General features: G+C 62.3%; 15 protein-coding genes. 2 read left to right on the top strand and 13 right to left on the bottom strand.

Translation table 11 applies throughout. The annotated features are described in order from the left end of the window. Positions 1–263: 263 nt before the first annotated feature. The 12 genes from PMA3_RS14950 to glgA form a co-directional block, all read right to left on the bottom strand. The gene (locus PMA3_RS14950; RefSeq protein ID WP_064677881.1) at positions 264–2,831 is read right to left on the bottom strand and encodes an autotransporter family protein; all 2,568 of its coding nucleotides are present in this window, start codon (positions 2,829–2,831) and stop codon (positions 264–266) included. 243 nt (positions 2,832–3,074) lie between these two features. Further along, a complete protein-coding gene (locus PMA3_RS14945) occupies positions 3,075–3,875 on the bottom strand; it encodes an endonuclease/exonuclease/phosphatase family protein (protein WP_064677880.1) in 801 nt (266 codons plus the stop codon). A 203-nt stretch (positions 3,876–4,078) separates the two neighbouring features. Beyond that, entirely contained in the window at positions 4,079–4,837 is a 759-nt protein-coding gene (locus PMA3_RS14940) for a PIG-L deacetylase family protein (protein WP_064677879.1), read from the bottom strand. A gap of 184 nt (positions 4,838–5,021) precedes the next feature. Continuing rightward, positions 5,022–5,621, bottom strand: coding sequence for an SAM-dependent methyltransferase (locus PMA3_RS14935; protein WP_064677878.1), 600 nt, complete (start codon positions 5,619–5,621; stop codon positions 5,022–5,024). Continuing rightward, positions 5,618–6,376 (bottom strand): PIG-L deacetylase family protein, encoded by a 759-nt coding sequence (locus PMA3_RS14930; RefSeq protein ID WP_064677877.1) that lies wholly within the window; start codon positions 6,374–6,376, stop codon positions 5,618–5,620. Before PMA3_RS14930 ends, PMA3_RS14935 begins: the two co-directional genes overlap by 4 nt. Then, positions 6,373–7,362: an acyl-CoA dehydrogenase family protein gene (locus PMA3_RS14925; RefSeq protein ID WP_064677876.1), complete on the bottom strand. Its 990-nt coding sequence runs from the start codon at positions 7,360–7,362 to the stop codon at positions 6,373–6,375. Before PMA3_RS14925 ends, PMA3_RS14930 begins: the two co-directional genes overlap by 4 nt. Position 7,363: 1 nt before the next feature. Continuing rightward, entirely contained in the window at positions 7,364–9,526 is a 2,163-nt protein-coding gene (gene glgX / locus PMA3_RS14920; protein ID WP_064677875.1) for a glycogen debranching protein GlgX, read from the bottom strand. 113 nt (positions 9,527–9,639) lie between these two features. Continuing rightward, positions 9,640–9,993 (bottom strand): DUF2934 domain-containing protein, encoded by a 354-nt coding sequence (locus tag PMA3_RS14915; protein ID WP_064677874.1) that lies wholly within the window; start codon positions 9,991–9,993, stop codon positions 9,640–9,642. Positions 9,994–10,014: 21 nt separating this feature from the next. Next, a complete protein-coding gene (locus tag PMA3_RS14910) occupies positions 10,015–12,810 on the bottom strand; it encodes a malto-oligosyltrehalose synthase (RefSeq protein WP_064677873.1) in 2,796 nt (931 codons plus the stop codon). Next, on the bottom strand, positions 12,807–14,885 hold the full coding sequence (gene malQ / locus PMA3_RS14905) for a 4-alpha-glucanotransferase (protein WP_064677872.1): 2,079 nt from the start codon (positions 14,883–14,885) through the stop codon (positions 12,807–12,809). Before malQ ends, PMA3_RS14910 begins: the two co-directional genes overlap by 4 nt. After that, positions 14,882–16,678: a malto-oligosyltrehalose trehalohydrolase gene (treZ, locus tag PMA3_RS14900; protein WP_064677871.1), complete on the bottom strand. Its 1,797-nt coding sequence runs from the start codon at positions 16,676–16,678 to the stop codon at positions 14,882–14,884. The genes malQ and treZ overlap by 4 nt, the downstream gene beginning before the upstream one ends. A 14-nt stretch (positions 16,679–16,692) precedes the next feature. Further along, positions 16,693–18,279, bottom strand: a complete 1,587-nt coding sequence (gene glgA / locus PMA3_RS14895; protein WP_064677870.1) for a glycogen synthase GlgA — start codon at positions 18,277–18,279, stop codon at positions 16,693–16,695. Between the two features lie 557 nt (positions 18,280–18,836). Between glgA and PMA3_RS14890 the strand changes: the two genes are divergently transcribed. After that, positions 18,837–19,649 carry a crotonase/enoyl-CoA hydratase family protein gene (locus PMA3_RS14890; protein ID WP_064677869.1) on the top strand — a complete coding sequence of 271 codons (813 nt, stop codon included), beginning with the start codon at positions 18,837–18,839 and terminating at the stop codon, positions 19,647–19,649. 5 nt (positions 19,650–19,654) lie between these two features. Next, positions 19,655–20,485, top strand: a complete 831-nt coding sequence (nudC, locus tag PMA3_RS14885) for an NAD(+) diphosphatase (RefSeq protein ID WP_064677868.1) — start codon at positions 19,655–19,657, stop codon at positions 20,483–20,485. On the opposite strand, the gene PMA3_RS14880 is transcribed toward nudC, so the two are convergent. Next, positions 20,453–21,232: a TSUP family transporter gene (locus PMA3_RS14880; RefSeq protein ID WP_064677867.1), complete on the bottom strand. Its 780-nt coding sequence runs from the start codon at positions 21,230–21,232 to the stop codon at positions 20,453–20,455. The two genes, nudC and PMA3_RS14880, sit on opposite strands and share 33 nt — an antisense overlap. Positions 21,233–21,331 lie beyond the last annotated feature (99 nt).

Raw genomic sequence — 21,331 nt, 5'->3', positions numbered from 1 at the left:
CTACCCCGAATGAGGGGCGACCGAATGGGTTGGGCAAACCTCTGGCCGCCCGTTGTCGCGGGTGCCTGGAGGCTTGCCCCTGGTATGGTTCCGGGGGTAGTAACCTGTAGCTAAGAAGACCCTTGACATTGCGTCAAGAAATTGGCCGATGAGCGGTACTGCTATTTTTAAGGTTTATAAGTGACTGAATTATGGCGCTTCTCTAACCTCTTGTTTGTTCGTCGAATCGTCAAAAAAGCGCGAACTGTAACCCCGGTGTAACGCTACCAGCTAAACCTGACACCGGCATTGCCGGACAGGGCACGCTGCTGGTTGCTGTCTATATTGCCGCTGTAGTCGGCACTGGCATAGACGCTGACCGACGGCGCGAGACTGAGTATCACCCCGACTCCGATGTCGGCCTGTGTGGACTTGTGCTGCGTCTCGATTTGATCGGCGTGGTCGAACGTGACCCTGTCGGTTGCTGAGAATGTGTGCCACAGGTTGGCGCGCAGGTAAGGTTCCAGTGGCTGGCCGCCGACTGTGTAGTGACCCTTGAGCCGCGCCCCGAGGCGTCCGGTCCAGGCGCTGTCGGAGTCGAACGACACGTGTGAAACTCCATCATCCTGGCTGTCGAGGGCAACTTTCTGGTAGATCACCTGCGCCTGGGGTTCCACCACCCAGTTTGCCGCGACCGGGAACGGGTAGCCGGCCTCCGCCGAGAGGGTCAGGACATGGCCCTCGGTGTCCAGCGTGAGGCCCCGTTCGGAATGGTTGTCACCGTCGAGCCAGCTGTACATCGCCACCGTGTCGAGGTAACCGCCATTGGGATCGGTCAGCGTCCAATACAGGCCGAGGCTGTTTCCCTCCAGCTCTACCTTGCCGGCGCGCTTGCCCTTGAAGCCCTGGTTGAAGCCGTCGACATCGCCCTTCAGGCGGTTGTGGCCAACGAAGAAACCCGTGCGCCAGGTTTGCCCGCCCGCCAGTTGTGAACCAAACAGGTCATTGCCGACCTGAAAGCCGTTGAGCGACCCGTCGAGCCGCGGGGTCACAGTGCCGGCCCAGGTCTGGTCGAAGTTTTTGCCGTAGACCCGGCCCCAGCCAGCGCCCAAGGTACCGGTTTCAGTCAGCAGACGCTGATCCCCCTGGCGATCATGGAAAGTGCCTAAAGCCGCCAGGGTCAATTGCGCGGCAGCCGGCGGCAGCACGGACCAGGTCGGGACCTCCGGACGGTAAAGGGCAATCGGCGCGGCACCTGGCACAGCGGCAGGCAACGCCGGCATCTCGGGGCTACCGGCCGGGGCGGGAGCCGCTACCGGTGTGGCGACCACCGGCACCGTGATCGGTGGCAATTGCGGATCAGGGTTGGGAATGGTCGTCACCGCTGGCGCGACAACGGCCGAACGCAGGAACCAACTATTTTCACTCCCGGCGGTAACGCCCCCTTTGAACAGGCGGTAATCGTATGCGCCCGCCGAAACCAGGCCCTTGAGCGCGAAGGCATCGTTGTTGCTGATAGCCGTTCCCTGGGCTTGCACCAACTGGATGCCGTTTTGACGGGTCAGGGCGCCTGCACCGCCAAGATTAGTGACGGAAATAAGGGTATTGCCCGTCAATGTCCCGTCGTTGACCACCAGTTTGTCGGTGGCGGAATTGTCGTCACCCAGCGCGCTTTGTAAAAAAAGCTGACCACCGTTTCCCGCGTAATTGCCCTGAACCGTCAGGGTGTCACTGGTGCGCGTATTGCCGCCGCTCAGGTCGATCACCCCGGCGTTGTTCAAGGTTACCCGCTGGCCAGCGGTGAAAGGCGTGATGCTGCCCTGGGCCGACGTCAAGGTGCTGCTGGCGTCGATAGTGAACACGCCGGTACCGCTGACGCTGTCCCCCAGCCGGAAAGTGCCGTCCAGGTCGAAGCGCGAGCCGTTGTTCAGGTTGACCGTTTCCCAGTTGCTGTAGCGATTGCTGCCGGCCGAGGTGGTCCCATCGAAGGTCAGCAGGTCGTTGCCGTTGCCGCCATCGAGCGTCGGGCTGAGGGCGAGGGTGCTTTCACCGAGATTGCGCAAGGTTGCGTTGTCATTGTCTTCCCCCAAGAGGATGGCCGAGCGAATGATGCCGCCGCCGTCCCAGAGCAGCGTGTCATCACCGGCACTGGCGCGTATCTCGCCGACGATTTCGCCCCCCGTCACCCTGATGCTGTCGTTGCCTCCGCTGACAGAGACGTTGCCGCCAATCCGTCCGCCGGAGACGATAATCGTGTCGGTGCCGAACCCGGTCACCAGGTTGCCAAGTATCTGCCCGCCGGAGAGATCGAACAGGTTGTTATCGAGTTTCATGTCGACCCGGCCGATGCTGCCCCCGGTCATTCTTGCCGTATCACCATCCTCGAACGCACCGACGATGGTGCCGCCAGTCATCCGGAAAGTGTCGCGGCTGTCGCCTTGAGCGAGGGACTGCAGGGTGCCGCCGGTCATGCTGAAAACGTCGACGCCATTGCCCTGGTTGACAGCCCCGGTGATCTGACCGGCACTGATCGTCAACGTGTCGGCACCGTCGCCCTGATTGAGGGTGCCGGCGAGGAGGCCGGAATGCATCTCCACGCTGTCGTTGCCCGCGCCGAAGGTCACGTTGCCATTGATGGTGCCGCTGCCATTGGCGGGAAAGGTCAGACTGTTATTGCCCGACAGGTCGGTTAGCGGACCGCTGCTGGCACTGTCACACCGGTAATTGTCGTTGCCGGCGCCGGGTGTCAGCGTGCAACTCCCGTGGGCGGTGTGCGGCCAACCGAGAAAAATGCAGATTGAAACAGCGCAGGCGCCGTAACGGTATTTTGGCATCGTTGTCGTAAGCTTCATGCTTGTCTCCGCGTATTGATCGGCGACCAGGCCTCATTCGTCACACAGGCAAGGACGCATTCGGCAGCGCGAGTTGCGAGACAGCATCGGGAAGGCGATTACCCGAATCTAAACCCTTCGGCAACGACGGCTACTGTGGCTCTGTGTCCGTACCCAAACAGAGACGAACGTTGCCACCGTAGCAATAGATTTACAGTGCGACTACTGTCACAAATGACAGGTGAGCTAGATAGCTTCGGGGCTTTAGAGGTGCACTTCCACCGCCAGCGGCAAATGATCCGACAGGTGCGTCCACGGTCGGGTGCCCAATATCCGCGGGTCATGGCTGCTGGCGTTGCGCAGGTAGATCCGGTCCAGGCGCAGCAGCGGGAACCGCGCCGGATAGGTCTTCGCGGGGCGGCCATGATGACGTTCGAAGGCTTCATGCAGGTAGTCGCGGCGGATCAGGGCGGCATTGCCCTGGAGCTGCCAGTCGTTGAAGTCGCCGGCGATGATGACGGGCGCCTCGTCAGGCAGGGATTCGAGCAGTTGGCACAATAGCTGAAGCTGCAACTGGCGATGACTTTCCAACAGGCTCAGGTGCACGCAGATCGCGTGGACCTCGGCGTGCCCCGGCACATCCAGCACACAATGCAGCAGGCCGCGGCGTTCGGGGCCGGTGATCGACACGTCGAGGTTGCGGTATTCGCGGATCGGGTATTTCGACAGCAGGGCATTGCCGTGGTGACCGGCGGGATAGACCGCGTTGCGGCCGTAGGCGAAGTCGTTCCACATGCTGTCGGCCAGGAACTCGTATTGCGAGGTTTGCGGCCAATTGTTGAAACGAGACGAATGACGCTCGTGTTCGCCGACGACTTCCTGCAGGAAGACCAGGTCCGCCGAGGTGCTGCGCACCGCTTCGCGCAGTTCCGGGAGAATGAAGCGGCGGTTGAGTGCGGTAAAACCCTTGTGGGTGTTGACGGTGAGCACTCTCAGCCGATGAACCACCGGTGGCGTGTCCACCGGCGTGGATTCGATGGCCTGCGGCTTGGAATCACTGCTCACGTTCACTCCTCTGATTTCGGGCTGCTTATGTATGCGACTGATGCGGGGGCGGGCAGTTCAGTAGTGTTCCGGGAAAGTGGGTTCCCCGCCGATCAACTGTGGGAGCGGGCTTGCTCGCGAAGACGGTCTGTCAGTTACATCAATATTGAATGTGCCGCCGCCTTCGCGAGCAAGCCCGCTCCCACATTTGGATTTGCGTTGATTCAGACAAAGACGATTTCATACGGCAAGCGTATACGCTCCAGCAATACCCGAGGCAGCAGCGGCGCAAGGCCGATGGCCGGCTCACCGTCGAGCTGGCTGGCGTAAGCGTGAGTGGCGTGGCTTTTGCGCGCGACGGTCCAGGTGTCGAGCCGGATCTTGCGCGCGCGGTGCCAGGGAATCATGGCGCGATCGCGGGTCGGCCAGTGCCAGGCCTGGAGCGGCACTTCATGAAACGTCGCACCGACCAGGGCGGCAGCCCTGGCGCTGGCCCGACCCACCGCGTCATGGTCATCATTGCCGTCCTCGCCCCAGGTGCTGAACACCACATCACCGGGGCGCAAGTATCGGGTAATGAATTGAGTCAGTTGAAGCTCCCGCCCGGCCAGGGCGTTGTCGGTGAAGCCGCCGCGAATCCACTTCAGGCTGTGCATCGGCAACCCCAGCCGGCGCAAGGCCTCGACGCTTTCCTGGGGGCGAAACACACTCAGGCGTTTCTCCGACCACTGCTGCGACCCCGGATGGCTGGCGCTGCCGTCGCTCATGGAAATCAATTGCAGGGGATGCCCCAGGGTGCTGAGCAACTGCAGCAAGCCGCCGCAGGTCACCACTTCATCACCGGGATGCGGCGCGATCACCACGGCACGCGCGCCGGAGGGGACCAGGGTTTCGGTGCTGATGACGGGGATGTTGTGCAGTTGGGGGGCGCTGTTCCAGATCTGTGCCGGATGGCTGCGTTCATTGATGGAAACGGTTTTCATCGGTGCTACGTCCTTGTCTGATTACAGTGTGCAGCGCTCCAAACCCTGGATTGCCGCGAGCAGAGTATTACTCATGTCAGGCTATTCGTCGCGTCGATGATCTATCTGGTACGTTTTTTATCTTGCTGCATTTCTGAAGTCAGGTGGGCTGGCAGGCTTTTTTTGACAAATGGAAAATTGCCCATCACCTCAAACCTTCAAGCGCCGCCACTGAGCGGGGTTCGCGGCTCCACAGTTCCAACAGGAAATCGGCCTCCTGATGCAGGACCAGGCGCGGCAAGTGCAAATGCTCGTGGAGCAGGTCATGGACGAGTCGGGCATTGAGCGGGCAGCCATCGATCGGCGGGCGCCAGTGGCAGGCCAGGAGTTGGCCGTCGGCGGTCAGCGATTGTGCGGCGCGTTCGATCAGGTGCTTGAGGTCAGGAGCGTCCAGGTAATAGCCGACTTCGCTGAGCACGATCAGGTCGAACTGTTCGTTCGGCCAGTCGCCCGGCAGGCGGCCCTGACGGACTTCGGCATGCTCGAACAGGCTCAGACGCGTGCGGGCCAGTGTCACCGCGGCGGCCGCGGTGTCGCAACACAACAGGCGGTCGCAGCGGGTGGCCAGGTCGGCACTCAGTTCCCCGTTGGCGCAACCCGGCTCGAAGATCGCGCGATAGTGTGGCCGGGGCAGCGCGGCCAGAGTGATGGCGCGTTTGCGCTGTTCGTACCAGCGATCACGGAACGCCCAGGGATCGTCGTTACCCGCAAACAGGCCGTCGAAGTAGCGATCCTCGACGCTCATAGAAACACCACTTCGAAGGGTTGCAGCAGACGATCCAGCACATAGGGGGCCAGGACGGGCGGCAAACCGATGTGCGGGTCGCCTTCCAACTGGCTGGCGAAGGCGTGTACGGCGTGACGCTTGCGCGCTACCTGATGGGGCGTGAGCAAGACTTTTCGCGCCCGGTGCCACGGCACGCCACTGTCATCGGGGGTTGCCCAATGCCAGGTCCAGACGGGCAGTTCGTGCAGGGTGGCCCCTACGCGCCGGGCCGCCTCCGCGCTGGCACGACCCACCGCCTCGTGGTCGCAATGACCGTCTTCACGCCAAGTGGTAAACACCACATCGCTGGCGCACAGGTGGCGTTCGATAAACTCGCTCAACTCGGCTTCCCGCGCCGCTACCCGACTGTCGGCGAACCCGCCGCGCAGCCATTTCAGACTGTGTAGCGGCAGGCCGAGGCGGCGCAGGGCTTCGGCGGATTCCTGCGGGCGGACCGCGCTCAGACGTTCCACCGGCCAGCGCTCGGACCCCGGGTGACTGGCGCTGCCATCGGTGACCGAGATCAGCTGCAGCGCCCGGTTTGCCGCGGCGAGCAATTGCAGGAAGCCGCCGCAGCCGAGTACTTCATCGTCCGGATGGGGGGCGATGATGACGGCCCGGGAACCTTGGGGTACCAGCGTCAGGATGTCGATCACCGGTAACTGCGCCAGGTGGCTGGAGGTTTGCCACAGGTGCAGGGGCGTACCCTGGCCGACGATTGGATTGGTTTTCATAGGCTCCATGTTCCGTTGATAACCTGTCGACCCAGCGCGGCAAGGTCTCGCTCGGCGTGGCTTTGACGCAGGAACACCGGCAGGTCGGCGATCAGCCGGGCGAATTGTCGATCCTTGCAATAGGGACCGGCGCCCAGGGCGTGGCCGACATGAAGGATGACCTGTTCGGCACTATGCTCGACCGCAGCGCGCACGCGACGGGCCAGCAGCTCGGCGTTGTCCAGTGGTGCGGCGTCAATGCTCCGGGCACCGCCGCGCAGCACGTCGGCAGCGGCCTGTAATGCGCTGTCGACGGCCCCGAGGTGGGCGAGGGCATGGGGTTCTTCACGAAGGGCGCAGTGACTGCGCAGACGTTCGGCGATGCTTTGGGCAGCGCCATACCAACAGGCGGCAATACCGACCCCGCCTTGCCAGAAGCCGGGGCGCCGCAGGTAGTCGCCGGGCTGGCCGATGGCGTGCGCCCGGGCGCCATCGAACAACACGTCGACGCTGCCGGTCACGCCCATGCCGACCGCGTGCCAGCCTTGATCGGTGATGGTCACACCGGGTTGATCCAGCGCCACCGCCACCAGCTGCTGTCGATCCTGCTCGTCCCAGGCGGTCAGCAAGCCGTGGCTCAACACCGCAGCTCCTGAACACCAGGCCTTGCATCCGTTCAGTACGATCGATTGCCCCTGTGGGCTGACCTTTACCCGCGCCTGGGGCGGTTCGGCGGCCCACATGCCCCATGTACTGCCCGGTGTTGGCGAACCGCCGAGTTGCTGGATGATCGCCAGCGCATCGGTATGGCCCTCGTACAACTTGCACAACCCCAGATCATGCCCGCCGACCGCGGCCAGCGCCTGGAAACGCTCCAGGGTCCGGCCACTGCCGGGCAGGGGAAGCCGGTCGAGACCTGCCTCCACCAGCGCCCGCAGGCACCGGCCTAACGCCTGGGTATCTGCGTAGTCCGGTGTCTGGCGATGCAGAAAACCCTGGAGGTCCATTTCACTCGTCATCCTCACGGTGCAGTTCGAACAGCAGCAGCGAACGCCCGGTCACCGAGTACTCGTGGCCGAACTCGAAGCGTTCCTGCCCGCGAATGGAAGGTTGGTTGGTGTCGATCATGCAGGTCCAGTAAGTGCCATCGGGCACTTCCGGCAGCAGGAAGTTGACCACGTCATGGTGAGCGTTGACCACCAGCAGCAGGGTCGCATCGCCGCCTTTGCGGCGGATCCCGGTTTCCTGGGCGCGGCCATCGAGCAGCATGCCCAGGCAGCGGCCATGGGCTTCTTCCCACTGTTCGATGCTCATCTCGCTGCCATCCGGCGCCAGCCAGGTGACGTCCTTGACCCCGATGTCTTCGTTGTAATTGCCCACCAGGAAGCGCCCGCGACGCAGGATCGGGTAGGCCAGGCGCAGCTTGATCAGGCGTTTGACGAACTTGAGCAGGGCCTTGCCGTCTTCGCTCAGGTCCCAGTTGACCCAACCGATCTCGCTGTCCTGGCAATAGGCATTGTTGTTGCCTTCCTGGGTGCGGGCGAATTCGTCGCCGGCCACCAGCATCGGCGTGCCCTGGGACAGCAGCAGCGTGGCGAAGAAATTACGCATCTGGCGCTGACGCAGTTCATTGATCTCGGGATCGTCGGTCGGGCCTTCGACGCCGTGGTTCCACGACAGGTTGTTGTTGCTTCCGTCCTGGTTGTCCTCGTCGTTGGCTTCGTTGTGCTTGTCGTTGTACGAGACCAGGTCGTTAAGGGTGAAACCGTCGTGGGCGGTGATGAAGTTCAACGACGCATATGGCCGCCGGCCCCGCTGGTTGAACATTTCGCCGGAAGCGGTCATGCGGCTGGCGAAGTCCGCGAGCTGGCCGTCATCGCCTTTCCAGAACGCGCGCACGGTGTCGCGGAACTTGTCGTTCCACTCGACCCAACCCGGCGGAAAACCACCGACCTGATAACCGCCCGGGCCGCAATCCCACGGCTCGGCAATCATTTTCACCTGGCGTAGCACAGGGTCCTGGCGACAGGCGACCAGGAAGCTGTGACGTTCGTCGAAACCCTCATGGTAACGGCCGAGAATGGTCGCCAGGTCGAAACGGAAACCGTCCACGTGCATTTCCGTGGCCCAGTAGCGCAGGGAGTCGGTGACCATCTGCAGCACACAGGGGTGACTCAGGTCCAGGGTGTTGCCGGTGCCGGAATCGTTGATGTAGTAGCGCTTGTCGTCGGGCATCAAGCGGTAGTAAGAGGCGTTGTCGATGCCGCGCATGGACAGGGTCGGGCCCTGTTCATTGCCCTCGGCGGTGTGGTTGTAGACCACGTCGAGGATCACTTCGAGATTGGCTTCGTGCAGGTGCGCGACCATCTCCTTGAATTCGGCGATCTTGCCGCTGGCCAGGTAACGCGGGTCGGGGGCAAAAAACGCGATGCTGTTGTAGCCCCAGTAATTGGTCATGCCCTTGTGCAGCAGGTGCTGGTCATTGACGAAGGCATGGATCGGCAGCAATTCCACGCTCGACACACCGAGCTTGCGAATGTGTTCCAGCACGTCATCGACCATCAACCCGGCGAAGGTGCCACGCTGGCTCTCGGGGACGGAGGGGTGACGCATGCTGATGCCGCGCACGTGTGTTTCATAAATGATCGTCTTGTCCCACGGCACGCTGACACGATGGTCGTGCCCCCAGGTGTGGGCCGGGTCGATGACCTTGCATTTGGGCACGAAGGGCGCGCTGTCACGCTCATCGAAGCTGAGGTCGGCGTCAGGGTGGCCGATGGTGTAGCCGAACAACGCTTCGGACCATTTCAGCTCGCCGACCAATTGTTTGGCATAGGGGTCGATCAGCAATTTGTTGTGGTTGAAGCGATGACCGTTGGCCGGGTCGTAGGCACCGTAGACACGGTAGCCATAGATCAGCCCCGGATGTGCATCCGGCAGGTAACCGTGGTAGATCTCGTCGGTGTATTCCGGCAACTCGATGCGTTCGAGCTCGACTTCACCGGCATCATCGAAAATGCACAATTCAACCTTGGTGGCGTTGGCGGAAAACAAGGCGAAATTGACCCCCAGGCCATCCCAGGTCGCGCCCAGCGGGAAGGGCAAACCTTCACGGATTCGCGATGGCGTCTCGACGTGCGGTTCTGGCGCGGATTTCTTTGTACTGCTCATACATGCTCCTGCAAAAGGGGGACAATTCGTGGCTCAGGGGTTTTTCGAAGGCGAGCGAGCCCTCGGTGGCGAGAGGGCTCGCCACGCATTCATTCAGAATAGGTAAGGAAGCGTTAGACCGCGGGTGGTTTTCGCGCGGCGCGAGGCTTTTTCACGGCGGCTTTTTCACCAGGGGGGATCACCGATGAGGCAGCGGCCGGCTTGGCTTTGGCCTTGGTTTTTGGCTCTGCACCCTTGCCATCGAGCGCCTTGTCATTGACTAGCTTGCCGTCGGGCTTTTTCGTTGCTGTCTTGGTCGCGGCAGTTTTGCCGCCTGCAGCTTTTGACGATTTGTTCGGTGACAGGGCTTCGGCTTCAGCCAGCTTGCGGGCCATTTCCCAGTGACGGGCGTCCTGGCCTTCGGGCTTGCCTTCCGATTCCCAGATCTGATAGGCAAACTCGCGGATGCGTTTATCTTCGGTACTCATCGCTATGCTCCTGAACTGCACTCAAGTGTCGGTAGTTTGGATAAAGAGATTGACCGGGAAGTCCCCCAGCGCAGCGCTGATCATCAGCTCCCCTTGGGGTGTGACTGCGACGCCGGAAAAAAGTCCCTTCAAATGTTGATCAGAGGTGGCGAACGGTAATTTGACCCGGGTATCGCCCCACAGCCGCGCGTCGATCCGCGGTTCGGCACTGTTTTTCAGCAACTCGGCGCAGCGGATCGGCACGATCACGATCGCCCGTTTTCCTTCTACGGAGCGGGCAAACGCCAGCACCCGGTGCGCCTGGCTGCCGACAACTTCCAGGGCTTGATACGCCCCTCGCCGGAACAGCTCCGTGTGTTCGGCCCGCAGATTCAACGCCTGGGCGATCAGGCTTTGCTTGATGCGCCCGTCTCGCCAGGTCGTCAGCAGTTCGGGCAAGTCCGCCGAGGCGTCCAGCGCCCGTTGCCTGTCTGCGTAATCCACCGGCCGCCGGTTATCCGGATCCACCAGGGTGAAATCCCAGTACTCGTTGCCCTGATATAAATCCGGTATGCCCGGCACGGTCATGCGCAGCAAGGTTTGCGCCAATCCGTTGAGTGCGCCGGGTGCGGCGAGGGTATTGACCGCCTTGCCCAGGGCTGCACGCAACAGTTCACCTTCGGGACTGAGCATCAGTCGTTGCAAAAATTGCTGCATCGCTTGTTCGTAGGCGTCGTTGGGCGCGCTCCAGCTGCTTTGCAACTTGGCCTCGCGCAAGGCTTTCTGCTGCCACTGCCAGAGTCGTTGGGTGTACGCCTCGATCGCTATGGGATCTTCGCTACGCAGGTCCAGCGGCCAGCTGCCGAGGATCGCTTGATACAGGATCAACTCGTCACCCGTCGATGGCATCTGGTCGTCATCGCGCAGAGGTCGGGCCAGGGCTTGCCAGAGCGGCACTTGCTCGGCGTACCAGGCACTGCGTTCGCTCAGCACCGCCAACCGCGCACGGGTGTCTTCGCCGCGTTTGTGGTCATGGGTGGCGGTGGCCAGCAAGTTATCGGGAAACGCTTCGAGACGGTTCAGGCAAACGGCGTGGAAGTCGGCCACCGGGGCACTGAACTGCTCGGTGCTGAACCCCACGTCATTGCGCGACAGCAACACCGCCGAGCGATAGAACGCAGTGTCTTCCACTGCCTTGGCCGCGGCCGGCGAGGTCAGTTGCTGGAAGCGAACGCAGGCGTGCTTGAGCATCTTGCGCTGGCGACCCGCCGGGCGTTTGCGCCACGGTTCACCGCCGAGCCAGCGGGCCAGGCAATCGAGCACCGGCCAATCGGCCTCGCTGAGCGATTGCCGGGCGCCGTCCATGGCCTGCTGGAAAAACACATCGTCTTCGGCGCTGCGGCCACGGGGGCTGATATAGGTGCGATACACCGGGAAGTGCACGATCAGTTCCTGCAACGCCCGCCGGATTGCGCCGAGGGTCAGGTCGCGGGTCATCAGGTCGTCACGGGCGACTTGCAGCAACGCCTGGGCGACACTCTCGAAGTCCCCGGCGAGAGAACCGTTAAGGATCTGCTGGCGGGCCAGTTGCGCTTCCTGGCGAAAATCGGCGGGCCGTTCGCTGTAGCGGCTCCAGAGCTTGCCCAGGGTCTGGGCGCCTTCCGGGTCGTGTTGCAGCAACGACAACTGGTTCATGAATTCATAACCGGTGGTGCCGTCGACGGACCAGTCGCGGTGCAGGGTCTCACCTTCGCCGAGGATCTTCTCGACGAAGATCGGCAGGTGCCGCTGCGGTGACAGGCTGTCGACCCGGCGCCGCAACTTGCGGCAATAGCCACGGGGGTCGGCAAGGCCGTCGATGTGGTCGATACGCAGGCCGTCGACCAGGCCGTCGGCCACCAGTTCGAAGATCTTCGCGTGGGTCTCTTCGAACACGGCCGGGCGCTCGACCCGCAGGCCGCCGAGTTCGTTGACATCGAAAAAGCGCCGCCAATTGATATCGTCCGCCGCTGTGCGCCAGCTGGCCAGGCGATAGCTTTGGCGCTCCAGCAAGTCGTGCAAACGCTCGAACCCCTCGCGCGTCAGCGAATCATAAGCCTCCACGTTGCGCTGGATCGCTTGCGCAATGACCGGATCAGCAGCGAGGTCGCGCAGCTCCGCCTTGAGCGGGATCGCCAGGCTGTGCGCATCCATCTGGTAGCTCAAGGCGCTGAAACGGTCGGCCAGGGATTTGAGTTGCTCGGCTTGATCGGCATTCAGCGCGTCATCGGCCTTGAGCAGTTCGCCGTAAGCCGTCGGGCAGATCGGGAAGTGATGCTCGTAGTGCTCGACATGAAACGCGCCGTGCTCTGCATCGAAACGCAAGGGCAGGGTGCCGTCCTGCAGGGCGACGCCGTAATCGCTGCCGAGGAAGGGCAGCAGCAGCTGGCCTGACATCAACGGATCGGGGGAATGCCACTGGATATCGAAGAACTCGCCGTAGGGGCTCAGGCGCCCCCATTCCAGCAAGTCCAGCCACCAGGGGTTGTCGCCACCGCCGACCGCCATGTGGTTGGACACGATGTCGAGGATCAGCCCCATCCGGTGCTCACGCAAGGTGCTGACCAGGCGGCGCAATGCCGCTTCGCCGCCCAGTTCCGGATTGACCGTGGTCGGGTCCACCACATCGTAGCCATGCATGGAGCCCGGACGCGCGCTCAGCAGTGGCGAAGCATAGAGATGGCTGATGCCCAGGCTGGCGAAATAGGGGACCAGCGGCACCGCCTGGTCCAGGGTGAAGCCTTTATGAAACTGCAGTCGCAGGGTCGCCCGCAACGGTTGGATGAGCGCTTGATTCATTGGTCACGCTCGGCCGCCTGGAGTCGCGCGCAGGCGAGCAGTTCCAGACGCCGGGCGGCGTCCGGGTCATCGAGCAGGGTTTCGCTGTCACCGGGTAAACGTCGCGACCAGTTGGGATGGGCGTCGGTGGTGCCGGGCAAGTTGGCCTGCTGTTCAATGCCCAGGGCATCTTCCAGCGGCAGCAGCACCAGCGGCGCCGGGGTATGGCCGAGGAAACGGATCGCGGCATCCAGCACCTGATCGGTTTCATGGGACTCTTCGCGGAAGTTCTGCGGGTCCTCGCTCAACACCCGGCGCAAGCCTTCGCGCTCGCGTTCGCGGTGCTGGCGCCATTCGATTTCACCCGTGGCGTCGACCATGCCGAGACGTGCATTCCAGTCGATATCGTGGCCGTGCCACCAGCCATTGAGGGTCGGCAAGTCATGGGTGCTGGTGGTGGCCAGCGCGTTGTCCGGCCAGTCGAGCATCGGCTTGAAATGGGCGTTGTCCTGTTCGAACAGAAGTACGCGCATGCCAAGAATCGAACGTGCAATGAGTTTTTCCCGCAGGCCTTCCGGCACGGTTCCCAGGTCTTCACCGAGGACGATGGCCTGGTGGCGATGGGATTCGAGGGCCAGCAAGCGCAGCAGGTCGTCTACCGGGTAATACAGGTAGGCGCCGTCCGCCGGGGGGGCGTCGTTGGGAATCACCCACAGCCGTTGCAGGCCCATGACGTGGTCGATGCGCAGGCCGCCGGCATGGGCGAAGTTGTCCCGGAGCATTTCAATGAACGCCCGAAAACCGTTGCGCACCAGGCCTTCGGGGGAGAACGCGGAAATGCCCCAGCCCTGGCCGGTGCGGTTGAGAATGTCCGGTGGTGCGCCCACGGTCAGAGAGGCGAGCAACTCGTCCTGGCGACTCCAGGCCTGGCTGCCGCCGCCGTCGGCACCCACCGCCAGATCGGCGATCAGGCCGATGCTCATGCCGCTGGCGCGGGCGGCGGTCTGTGCGCGCTCCAGGCAGCGGGTGATCAGCCATTGGCAGAAGGCAAAGAAGCCGATGCGGCCGGCGTTTTCTTCGGCAAACGCGGCGAGGGCGGCGCTGCGCGGGTCGCGCCATTGTTCGGGCCATTCGCGCCAGTCGAGGCCTTCACCCTTGGCGGCGCGGGCTTCCTGGATGGCTTCGAAGCGGCAGTGATTTTCCAGGGCTTCGCCGCCAGCGTGGCGGAAGCTGCCGAAGTCGGCATGCAGTGGGTGTTCGCCCTGGACAAAGCCTTCGTAGAGCGCCTGCAACAGACGATGCTTGGCCTCGGCGGCCACTGGCCAATCGATCAGCGGCAACTCTTCAAGGTGCTTGAGTTCGGCGGCAAGCCCCGTGGCATCGATTGCCGTACGCACGGCGCGCTCGCCAAGAATGAGGCCCGGTGCGGCATAGAGGCTGTTGAGGAACAGACGGCTGGACGGCGAATAAGGGCTGTAGCGATGGGTATCGTTGGCAAACATCGCATGCAGCGGGCTGATCGCGATGGCTTCGGCACCACGCTCGCCAGCGACCCGGACCAGGTCTTCCAGGGCCTGGGTGTCGCCGAAGCCACCGTCGCCGGGACGGCGCAAGCCGTACAGCTGCACGCTCAGGCCCCAGGCACGGGGGATCGGGTTGTTGACGGCATCGCCGACGCTGTAGCAGCGAGCCGGGGCGACGGCCAGGGTAAAGGATTGTCCGTCGATGCTGACGTGTTGATAACCGACCGGAATCAGCCCAGGCAGAATCGCCTCGGCGTCCAGCTTCAAATTGAGCCGCGATCCATCTTCGAGATGGACCTCGCAGGGCGTTTGCGGCTCGAAGTAATGCGCCAGATTGAGACCGACGCCGACGTCTGCGGTCATCAGCGGCGGCAGGTGACGGGTCTGTTGCACTTGCTGCAATTGCAGCAGGCTGGCGTCGATCTCCTGTGCGGAGCCGGCCGGGTGGCCGAGTCCGGTGAGGACGTTGCGCAAAACCGATGGGGCGACTTTCTGCGGGCGGCCATTGGCGTCGATCCAGTCGACTGCCAAACCAGCTCGGCTGGCCAGTATTTCCAGTTGCGCATCACTCATTGGCGCTCTCCATCCAGGGGTAGCATAGGGGCTGCGGCCGTGAGGCTGACTAGCGCGCAATACGGGGCAAGCGTGCCCTGATCCAGCAGACCGGCCGACTGCGGCGGGTGTTCGAACAGCAGCGAAGCGTCGGCCTGCGGTGAGTGGACCACAGGCTTGTCGCTGAGGTTCAGGTCAATACGCAGCTGACTGCCATTACCCAGTTGCCAGCGCGCGGTCACCGCTCCCTCGGCCAGCACCTCGGCGCCCAAGGCAACGGTACCCGGCAGATGGGGAATGATGTGCTTATGCCGAAGCCGCAACAGTTGGTGATACAGGCCCTGCATGACCGATTGCCGGGTGGCGGTCAGTTTGGGCCGGGACGCCTCAAAGGTCTGTCGCGCGTTCGGATCGGGAATCTGCTCGCGTTTATGCGGATCGGTAAACGCGCTGAACGCGGCAAATTCGTTGCGTCGTCCTTCGCGCACCAGTTCCGCCAGTTCACCGTGGTGACTGGTGAAAAACAGGAAGGGTTCTTCGGCGGCGAATTCATCGCCCATGAACATCAGCGGGATCATCGGCGACAGCAACAGCAGCGCAGTGGCGGCTTTCAAGGCCTCGGGGCTGGTCAGTTGATGCAGGCGTTCGCCAAAGGCGCGATTGCCGATCTGGTCGTGGTTTTGCAGAAACAGCACAAAAGCACTGGGCGGCAGATGGCCGCTGGGTTCTCCGCGGGGTGTTCCGTGGCGGGTGACGTGGCCCTGAAACACGAAACCCTGGCTCAGGCAGCGAGCCAGTTGCTCGGTGGGGTTGTCGGCATAGTCGGCGTAATAGGCGTCGGTTTCGCCGGTGAGCAGCACATGCAGGGCATTATGGCCGTCATCGTTCCACTGCGCGTCGAAGCCTTCCTGCAGCAGGCTGGCCTGGTTGTGCTCGTTCTCCAGCGTCAGCCACACATGTCGAGCCGGATCTGTCTGCTCACGAACCCGTTGCGCCAGTTCCTGGAGGAAGTCGGGACTTTCAATGGCGTGGACCGCGTCCAGGCGCAGGCCGTCGAAGCGGTATTCGAGCAGCCACATCAGCGCGTTTTCGATGAAGAAATCCCGCACCTCGCGCCGCCGGAAATCAATGGCGGCACCCCAGGGGGTGTGTTTGTCTTCGCGGAAAAATCCCTTGGCGTAGCGATGCAGGTAATTGCCGTCCGGGCCGAAGTGGTTGTAGACCACGTCGAGAATCACCGCCAGGCCATGGCCGTGGGCGGTGTCGATCAGGTGCTTGAGTTGTTCGGGGGTGCCATAGGAGGATTGCGGTGCGTAGGGCAGGACGCCGTCGTAGCCCCAATTGCGGTCACCGGGGAACTGCGCCAGAGGCATCAGTTCGATCGCGGTGACTCCCAGTTCGACCAGGCGCGCCAGGTGCTTCTCGACGTCACTGAAACCGCCGAGGGCACCGACGTGCAATTCGTAAATCACCGCCTCGTTCCATGGCCGACCCAACCAGGTGCTGTGTTGCCACCGATAGGCGAGGGGGTCGACCACTACGCTGTGCAGATGTATATCACCGGCCTGGGCGCGGGAGGCCGGGTCGGGCACCTCCAGCTCCCCATCGATGTTGTAGCGGTATCGCGTGCCGGCGGGGCAGCGAGTGTTGATCACGAACCAGCCATCAGCCTGAGGCAATAGTGGCAAGGATTGTCCATCTTCCAGTTCGACACTGACAAAAAACGCATCTGGCGCCCACAAGGCAAAACGCGTGTGTTCTGCGTCCAGCATGATTGCGCCGTGGGGCCAGGTCTCAAGGGTCCGTAACGGCATCTATTGAAAACCTCTTACTGTCTGTGCGATTTACCCAGTGCTTTAGCCACCAGCTGTTCGTAGAGTTCGGCGTAGGGTTCGACCGCCTTGCACCAGTTGAATGGCGCGGCCATGGCGCGGCAGCGCATGGCATTGAGCAGATCGGGGTAGGCGAATACCTTGAACGCGCGGCTCAGGGCTTCCTGGTAACTTTCCACCGTGGATTCGTCGAACAGGAACCCGGTCACGCCGTTTTCGATGGTGTCGGCCAAGCCACCGGTATTGCGTGCCACCGGCAATGAACCGAAGCGCTGGGCGTACATCTGGCTCAGGCCGCAGGGCTCGTAGCGCGACGGCATCAGCAGGAAGTCGCTGCCGGCGAACATGCGTCGGGCGTCGGTTTCATTAAAGCCGATGCGCACCCCGATTTGCCCAGGGAAACGCAGGGCCAGCTCACGCATGGCTTGTTCTTCTTCCGGCTCGCCACGCCCGATGATCGCGATCTGGCCACCGGATTCGACGATGTATTCGGAGACGGCTTCGGTCAGGTCCAGGCCTTTCTGATAAACCAGGCGCGAGACCACGGCGAACAGCGGACCTTCGCTATCGTCCAGGCCGAACAGCTCACGAACGTGGGCGGCGTTGACGGCTTTGCCTTCCCAATCGCCGATTTCGAACGGGCAGAACAGGTGGGGGTCGGTGGCCGCATCCCAGCTTTCATCGATGCCGTTGGGGATGCCGCTGAGCAGACCTTGCTGGGTCTTGGCGGCGAGAAAACCGTCGAGGCCGCAGCCGAAGGCCGGGGTGGTGATTTCCTGAGCGTAGGTCGCGCTGACCGTGGTGATGTGGCTCGAATACGCCATGCCGGCCTTGAGGAACGACATCTTGCCGTAGAACTCCATGCCATCCTGTTGCAGGGCATGGGTGGGGATTCCCAGTTCCGGGCATGATCCCAGGCTGGTCACGCCCTGATACGCCAGGTTGTGGATGGTGAACAGGGTCGGGGTGCGCTGTCCACGCCAGTGCATATAAGCAGGTGCAAGGCCGGCCGGCCAGTCATGGGCATGCACCAGGTCCGGGCACCAGTGGATTTGTGCGAGGTTGGCGGCGATATCGGCGGCGGCCAGGCCCAGTCGGGCGAAGCGGATATGGTTATCCGGCCAGTCGCGACCGTTGTTTGCGCCGTAAGGCGACCCTTCGCGCTCGTAGAGTTCGGGGCAGATCAGCACGTAGATGACCAGGCCGTCAGGCATGTCCATGCGCCCGATCTTGCAGGGAGGCAGGGCTGCGTGGCCGCCCAGCTCGCCAATGATATGAATGGGGTTCTCGCTGTGCAGTACCTGGGGGTATCCGGGAATCAATACACGCACATCGTGCAGTTGAGCCATGGCCCGGGGCAGCGCTGCGGAAACGTCACCCAGCCCGCCGGTCTTCACCAGATCGGCAATTTCGGAGGTGACGAACAAGACTTTCTTTCTATTGGGATTGTGCCTGGCAACCGGTGCCAGCGCCTTGGTGCCCGTGACGCTGATCGTTTGGGCACTGCCTGAACTCACGACGCTCGACTCGCCGACCTGCTGATGAGCACGTTCTCCCTGAATATCTAAAGCCGCACTGATCATATGAATCTCCCGTGTTATTGATCTAATTCTTAGGTCTGGCAGACGATTTTCCGTGGCCAATTCATGTGGCCGGGCGCAAACGCGCTACGCATCGGAGAGCAAATGCTGCCCATGCGCTGAAGCAGTAACGCTTGAAATGGACATTGCAAGGATTGCACCAGTCGCAACACACCTCCCTGTCAGGTGACCTGTCGCGACAGGTAAAAGTTTCGAGTTTTTTTTCACTTTATGACCGACCGGTTTCGCCTCGCGCAAAGGAGTCTAGGCCAGAACTTAGAGCGGGGAAGGCCGAATGGCAAAATTGTTCGACAATCGGTGCAAAGAGGTACGGGCGTGCCGTTTAGAAGGCGAAATTCACCGACGAAGGGCTGCTTTTTCAATGATTTGGCGTCAAAAAAGCTGAGTAACGACACATTATCGTGCCCCAGACGGCAAGGCTTGCGCACTATTACGGTGCACGCATGCGTCCCGCTTTTGGCCGAACCGCTGCCTTACGGGGCACCGTGCGGCCTTGGTATAGTTCGGCTCTCGTTCTTGCCCGGTAAAGGATCACTCGCATGGCTCAGTACACCGCATTCACCGTCGAATTGGCAGATAAAATCGCACACGTGCAGATCAATCGCCCCGAGAAGATCAATTCGATGAACGCAGCGTTCTGGAGTGAAATCATCGAGATTTTCCAGTGGGTCGACGACACCGACGAAGTCCGGGTGGTGGTGCTCAGTGGTGCCGGCAAGCATTTTTCCTCGGGCATCGACCTGATGATGCTGGCCGGAGTGGCCAATGAACTGGGCACGGATGTCGGGCGAAACGCGCGCTTGCTGCGACGCAAGATCCTGGCGCTGCAATCGTCGTTCAATGCCGTCGACCAGTGCCGCAAACCGGTGCTGGCGGCGGTGCAGGGTTATTGCCTGGGCGGCGCCATCGACCTGATTGCCGCCTGCGACATGCGATACGCCGCCGAAGACGCGCAATTCTCGATCAAGGAAATCGACATCGGCATGGCCGCCGACGTCGGCACCTTGCAACGCTTGCCGCGGATCATCGGTGACGGCATGCTGCGTGAACTGGCTTACACTGGTCGTTCGTTTGGCGCCGAGGAAGCGCGGGGCATGGGCCTGGTCAATCGCATCTACAGCGACGCTGCCAGCCTGCTTGATGGCGTGATGGGCATTGCCCGCGAGATCGCCGCCAAGTCGCCGCTCGCCATCACCGGCACCAAGGAGATGATCAGCTACATGCGCGACCATCGCATTGACGACGGCCTCGAATACGTCGCCACCTGGAACGCCGCCATGCTGCAATCCACCGATCTGCGCGTGGCCATGGCCGCCCATATGAGCAAACAGAAACCCGAATTTCTGGATTGATTGACATGACTTCACGCTGGACCACTGCAGTACTGGACACCGATCAACCCGGCGGCTGGGCCGTGGCGCGCAGCCCCGAAGGCTTCTTGTACGACGATAACGGCGCGCTGTTTCCACGGGAGTGGCTCAAACGCCAGGACCTGTCGATCCTCGCCGAGCACGGCATCGGTCATCTGGATGGTGAGCCGGTCTATCTGCTGGAGTTGCGCAGTCACAGCGAAGTGCCGGGCTGCAACTGGAAAGGCTTGCGCGCGTTCATGCTCGAAGGCGACCACGGGGTGTTCAAGGTGCTCGGTTACGCCGCGCAGATCGGCACCTGGGCCCGCGAGCATCGCTTCTGTGGCAACTGCGGGCAGGCAACCCGGCAGGTCGTGCGCGAACGGGCGATGTACTGCGAGCCTTGCGATCTACGCTATTACCCGCGCATCTCGCCGAGCATGATCGTGCTGATCACCCGTGGCGACGAAATCCTGCTGGCGCGTTCACCGCGTTTTGTCACCGGGGTCTATAGCACGCTGGCGGGGTTTGCCGAGCCGGGCGAGTCCGCCGAGGACTGCCTGATTCGCGAGGTGCGTGAAGAGGTGCAGATCGAAGTCAGGAACATCCAGTACATGGGCAGCCAGTGCTGGCCGTTCCCGCATTCGATGATGCTCGGCTTCCATGCCGAGTACGCGGGAGGCGAGATCGTGTGCCAGGAAGACGAGATCGAAGACGCCCAGTGGTTCAACGTCAACGAGCTGCCACCGTTGCCGGCGTCACGCTCGATTGCCCGTTACCTGATCGACGTCTACGTGGCGCGGCGCCTAGGCCACGCTGAACCAGTGCTGCCAGGCTAACCGCACGGTCAGCCCCAACACCACGGTGATGAACACCGGGCGAATGAATTTCGCACCGCCGCTGATGGCGGTGCGAGCACCGAAGAACGCGCCGACCATCACCGACAGGCCCATGCTCAGGCCGATGATCCAGTCCACTTGCCCGGAAAACACGAACACCGATAGCGCCGCGATGTTGCTGACGAAGTTCATGCTGCGCGCCACGCCGCTGGCCTTCACCAGGTCGATGGGGTACATCAACATGCTGCTGACGGTCCAGAAAGCCCCGGTGCCGGGACCGGCCACGCCATCGTAGAAACCGAGGCTGAAACCCTGGCTCGATTGCCACTTTTTCCTGATCGGTGCATCGCTGTCCAGCGGCGCCTTCGGCGTGCCGCCAAACAACAGATAGAGGCCGCAGGCAAAGACAATCACCGGAAGCATCTTGTTCAGCCATTCCGCGGGCAGGTAATGCGCGACCACGGCACCGGTCAAGGCACCGACCAGGGTGCCGACGATGGCATGCGTCCACTGCCTTGGATGGAACAACTTGCGGCGGTAGAAGGTGAAGCTGGCGGTGGCCGAGCCGAAGGTCGAACTGAGTTTGTTGGTGCCCAGCACCAGGTGCGGCGGCAGGCCGGCGGTCAACAGTGCCGGCGTGGTCAACAGGCCACCTCCGCCGGCGATGGCATCGATGAAACCGGCAACAAAAGCGACAAGGACGAGGATGGCCAGGGTGGTGAGGTCAACGCTGAGTTCGAAAGGCATGGAATCGGCTTATTCGGCAGGACGCAGGTGAAGGCTGCGGGGAAGGGCCGGTATCTTACCTATATCCCTTGTTGCGGGCGACCGGGATTGTTTGTGTAA

It is taken from the genome of Pseudomonas silesiensis (genome assembly GCF_001661075.1).
GTDB lineage: Bacteria > Pseudomonadota > Gammaproteobacteria > Pseudomonadales > Pseudomonadaceae > Aquipseudomonas > Aquipseudomonas silesiensis.
The sequence above is the reverse complement of the archived record's forward strand: the minus strand, read 5'-3'. Positions and strand labels throughout refer to the sequence as shown.